This window comes from Ilumatobacter sp. (assembly GCF_049588435.1).
In the GTDB taxonomy this organism is placed as follows: Bacteria; Actinomycetota; Acidimicrobiia; order Acidimicrobiales; family Ilumatobacteraceae; genus Ilumatobacter_A.
Genome location: NZ_JBAVYV010000013.1, coordinates 1 through 3,087 on the forward strand (window position 1 = coordinate 1; position 3,087 = coordinate 3,087).

The following is a 3,087-nucleotide window of genomic DNA, read 5'->3' on the forward strand; positions in this document are numbered from 1 at the left end:
AAGCCGGCCACCTCGCTTCCGTCGATCAGGTACCTGACCAGGATGTAGCCGAGGAGCGCGAATCCGAACATCGCGCACAGGAACCCGAACGCGCTCACCCACCGGAGCGGACGGGTGCTGTACCCGGTGATCATGTTCGCCGCGTGCCGGAGAAGCGTGCGAGCGGTGTAGCCGGATCGGCCGCCCGCCCGCTCGTCGTAGGTGACCTCGACGTCGTCGATTCGGTTCGTCGCCCAGCTGAGCAGCACGTCGATCGAGATCGACGGGTCGTGCACGTCATCGGCGGCAGCCACCAGATCACGTCGGAACAACCGGAACGCTCCCGAGCGCGGATGCACCTCGGGTCCGAGGCCGATTGCCATCATCCGCTTGGACACCTTCGATGCAAGATTGCGCATGGCGCCTTGACGCTCCTGCGTCGGCCGCCCGTACACCAGATCGAGATCGGCGGTCAGCGCGTCGAGCAACCGGGCGACCTCTCTCGGTGGATGCTGCAAGTCGTCGTCGATGGTGAGCACCAGGTCGAAACGCGCCAGACGGAGACCGGCGAGGAGAGCGTTGTGTTGGCCGTAGTTCCGCAGTAACTGGACGCCTCGGACTTCGACGTGTTCAGCTGCGAGTGCTCGAATCGAATCCCACGTACCGTCGCCACTTCCGTCGTCGACGATGATGATCTCGATTGCATTCACGCGGGGGCCGACCTCGTCCAAGAGCTGGCCACACAAATCACGGAGCGTGCTCGACGACCCATAGGCCGGGATGACCACCGAAAGCCCGAGTTGTCGAGAGATCATTGAAGCCGAGATTCCGACATCGGAGTATCCGCGATCGTCCTCGTTCACGTCTCCGTCAGCCTCACTGGTGCCATCGCAGCGGTACTGTACCAATGCGCATGAATCAGCCGATTCCATTCAATCGCCCGTGTCTGGCGGGCCGAGAACTCGAGCTCATGGCCGAAGCGGTGGCGTCCGGCCACACCGCGAGCAGCGGCTCGTTCACCCGACGCGCACGAGACCTGCTGCAATGCGTGCACCATTCCGAGGACGTGTTGCTGACGACGTCGTGCACCGACGCCCTCGAGATGGCAGCGATGCTCATCGATGTCGGGCCGGGGGACACAGTGATCGCACCGTCGTTCACGTTCACCTCGACGGCGCTCGCGTTCGCACGCGAGCGCGCACAGCTGCGATTCTGTGACATCGAGCGCCAGACGCTCGGTATCGATCCCGACCACCTCGAGGAACTGATCGACGACACCGTGCGCGCAGTGGTGGTCGTGCACTACGCAGGCGTGCCGTGCGACCTCGATTGCATCGTGCCACTGTGCGAGTCGCGAGGGATTGCGTTGATCGAAGACAACGCCCACGGCCTCTTCGCGACGCATCGCGGCCAGGCATTGGGCACGTTCGGCCGCATGTCGACGCTGAGTTTCCACGAGACGAAGAACTTCATCTGCGGCGAGGGCGGAGCACTCGTGCTCAACGAGGTCGATGACGTCGAACGTGCCCATGTGCTGCTCGACAAGGGGACGAACCGACAGGCCTTTCTCGACGGTGCTGTCGACAAGTACACCTGGCAGGGACTCGGCTCTTCCTTCGGGCTCAGTGACATCCTGGCGGCGTTCCTCACGGCGCAGCTCGAGGCGGCTGACCTCGTGCGGCGATCGCGACGCCGCCTGGTCGAGCGATATCGGGCGCTCTTGGAGCCGATCGCTGCCGATTTCGGGCTCATCCTGCCCGACGAGCCGGTGACGGCCACTCCGGCTGATCACATGTTCTACGTCGTGCTCGACCCGGATTCGGACCGCGGCGCCGTGATCGCGGGCATGCGCAGCGTTGGCGTACACCCGACATTCCACTACGTGCCGTTGCACTCGTCCCCAGCCGGAATCGCGTTCTCCGAAGGCCCTCAACACTGCCCCGTGACCGACGATGTGAGCGCACGTCTCCTGCGGCTGCCGTTCTACAACGACATGACCGACGGCGACGTCGAGCGAGTCGTCGAAGCGCTTCTCGACGCGTTGGCGCCATGAACTCGGTGTCGGTGGTGGAGTCCAGGACTGATTCTGCGCGGTTCGGCCTCCGAGTCGGCCGTTGCGACATCGACGGCAACGTGGATGCAGCGGTCCTGGCGACGGCGGCGGTTCCCTTCGACCTCGTGGTGCTCCGATACCCCGCCGAAGCGGTCACGGTTGCGTTCGAATTGAGCGAGCTACCAGGATTCATCAGTTTCACCGCCGACCACCTCTGCTACTGGGAGTGGCAGGGAGCGGGAGCGGAGGCGGTGGTGCCCCCCGGTTGGAGCGTCGATGACCAGCCGAGTGGCGACGAGGTCACCGATGTCGTTCGAGACTCCTTTGCGAGCTACCGGAACCACTACAGCGCAAACCCGTTGCTTGATCGCAGCGCTGCACTGGAGGGGTACTGTGAGTGGGCGGGTCATCTGGCCGCCGCCGACGGCGCAGCGTTACTCCTGAGAGACCAGGGGGGCGAGGGTGTCGGCGTTGCGCTCATTGACTGGTTGGCCGATCGTCCCGAAGTCAGGTTGGCCGGTATGCGGAGCTCCGCCCAGGGTCAAGGGCTCTATCGAGTGCTCATCGAGTCGGTCGTCGAGCGTGCAGTCGCGCAGGGGCACAGCCGGGTGCTGATCTCCACACAGTCGCACAACGTCAATGTGATGCGCGCCTGGGCCAGGATGGGCTTCGTCCCGGCGAAGACGATTGCGACCCAGCACCTCCTAAGGGCCGAACTGGTCACCTGACCGGCCGGCGGGCTTGGTCCGCCTGCGTGTCAGGCTGGTGCGTGCACGATGACGTGGGTGTAGGGCGTGCGGAGCAGGTCGTCGCGGACTGAGGTCGTGGCCGTCGGGAAATGATCATCCACCAGGGCGGCGAGTACGTCGGGTCGGCGGACGTGGCAGCCGCGGTCGCGCTCGATGAGCCACTTGGCCACACGATGCTGATCATCCGTGAACGTCGGATCGATCGAAACGAATCGGCCACCGGATCGAAGGGCCGTTCGTGCCGTGGCCAGGGCATCATTCACCGTGTCGTTGTCCATGTGGTGGAACACGCCGATGGCCATCACC

Annotated in this window: 3 protein-coding genes and 1 pseudogene; 2 read left to right on the forward strand and 2 right to left on the reverse strand. The window is 64.6% G+C overall.

Translation table 11 applies throughout. The features are described 5' to 3' along the window. Positions 1-842, reverse strand: an 842-nt coding sequence (locus tag WBV89_RS00385) for a glycosyltransferase family 2 protein (RefSeq protein ID WP_423979366.1), incomplete at its 3' end; no start/stop codon positions are given. A 50-nt stretch (positions 843-892) separates the two neighbouring features. Here WBV89_RS00385 and rffA point away from each other — a divergent pair. Continuing rightward, entirely contained in the window at positions 893-2,032 is a 1,140-nt protein-coding gene (rffA, locus tag WBV89_RS00390) for a dTDP-4-amino-4,6-dideoxygalactose transaminase (protein WP_423979367.1), read from the forward strand. Further along, positions 2,029-2,760, forward strand: a complete 732-nt coding sequence (locus WBV89_RS00395) for a GNAT family N-acetyltransferase (protein ID WP_423979368.1) — start codon at positions 2,029-2,031, stop codon at positions 2,758-2,760. Before rffA ends, WBV89_RS00395 begins: the two co-directional genes overlap by 4 nt. Positions 2,761-2,789: 29 nt before the next feature. Here the strand turns inward: WBV89_RS00395 and WBV89_RS00400 are convergent. Next, positions 2,790-3,087 (reverse strand): annotated as a pseudogene (locus WBV89_RS00400) (class I SAM-dependent methyltransferase); the annotation flags it as partial.